This window comes from Spiroplasma endosymbiont of Lariophagus distinguendus, assembly GCF_023846195.1.
GTDB lineage: Bacteria > Bacillota_I > Bacilli_A > Mycoplasmatales > VBWQ01 > Spiroplasma_E.
Window position 1 is genome coordinate 1 of record NZ_JALMUW010000108.1, and the last position, 1,719, is coordinate 1,719.

The window sequence follows — 1,719 nt, forward strand, 5'->3', positions numbered from 1 at the left end:
ATTAAAGTTGAAATTATTAGCATTGATAAAGATAATAAAAAACTTTCGTTAAGTACTAAAAATTTAAATGTAATAACAAAAAATAAGGAGAACCAATAAAATGAAAAAATTACTAACTACAATAACTCTTAGTGCAATAATGAAACTAAAAAAATATTTAATTTAACAGAGCAAGAAAAAACAATTCTTTGTAAAAAAATACAAAAATTATTTTTCTAAACTAAATATTTCAACTTCATGAGATTTCTTTATTAAAACCAATATCGGTAAAATTAATTTTTAAATCATGTAAAATTATATTAAGAAATTTAGGGGGGAAAATATGTCAAATAAAGTTAAAAGACCAATGAACGCTTATATGCTTTTTAGTAAAGAAAAAAGAGCAGAGATTATCCAACAAAAACCTGAACTTAAATCTAAAGTTGCCGAAGTTTCCAAAATTATTGGTAATCATTGAAAAGAAATGACAAGCGAAGAGAAATCTAAATATGTAAAAATGGCAGAAGAAAACAAAAAAATGAACAATGCCCATCCAAACATATGATTTTCTATCAGAAAATAAATCAATTGAAGATATTAAAAAAAGGTTGAAAAATATTCAAAATTTATTATAAAAGATAATTATAAGAATAAATTTAATAATTAAAGGAAGTAAAAATAAATTATGTTAAATAAAAATATCAATAAAACATTATTTAATTCTAAATTTATAAAAGTAGAAATAAAAGATGGTTTTTTTTGTGTTCAAGAGCCTTGATGTAATAATGAAGGTGTTGGTATCTTACCTTATGTTTTAAAAGATAATGAATATTATTTTTTACAACTTCATAATGAAAATAACCCAGCTCACAAAAAAGATAGAGTTAGTGAGTATAGTACTATCACTGGTGGACTTGAAAATCAGCAATTTTATACAACTATTTTAAATGAAATGCTTGAAGAAACTGGCATTGATATTAGCGAAAATGTAATAATTGACAGATTTAATTATAGTTTTGCAAATAAATCAAGTGATAAAAAATGATTTTTATATGCAATTGATTTGACTAATTTAAATTTAGATATCACCAAAACTTATTATGGAAAAAGTGGCGATGGAACTGAATTTGAAAAAGGAATTCATGCTAAGTTTGTTAATAGTTTTACATTAGCGGGTTCTATTGATAATATATCTAGTAGTATTTGAGGAAAATGAGATTTAATTAGAAGATACAAAGAAAAAGAAAATAAAATTTTCCTTAAAAATGTTATAAATCCAAAAAAAATAAAACAGGGTTTTAACAAAAAAATAGATTTAAGTGAACTTTTTAATAAAGAATATTTTGATAATAAAAATTGATTTGGATTTCCTTTACATTATGCAGTATATAATGGATATTTCGAAATAACTAAATGATTACTTGAAAATGGTGCTGATATTAATATTAAAGATGAAAATGGATGCACACCTTTACAAATTGCTATAGCAAGTCCTAATAATAATGTCAATTTTATTAAATTTTTACTTGAAAATGGTGCTGATATTAATATTAAAGATGAAAATGATAACAATTTGTTAGATATTGCAATTAAAAACGATAAAATTGAAGTAGTAAAATTATTATTAATTCAGCCAAATATTGATATAGATATTAAAAATTATTATATTCAACAACTTTTATTTTATTCTGCAAATAATGGACATCTTAATTCTTTTAATGCATTACTTGAAAATGGTGC

General features: G+C 22.0%; 2 protein-coding genes. Both read left to right on the forward strand.

Translation table 4 applies throughout. The features are described from left to right. Positions 1-322 precede the first annotated feature (322 nt). Positions 323-562, forward strand: a complete 240-nt coding sequence (locus M0D11_RS05830; RefSeq protein ID WP_252320949.1) for an HMG-box domain-containing protein — start codon at positions 323-325, stop codon at positions 560-562. Positions 563-664: 102 nt separating this feature from the next. After that, a partial coding sequence (locus tag M0D11_RS05835) for an ankyrin repeat domain-containing protein (RefSeq protein WP_252320951.1) occupies positions 665-1,719 on the forward strand: 1,055 nt, incomplete at its 3' end.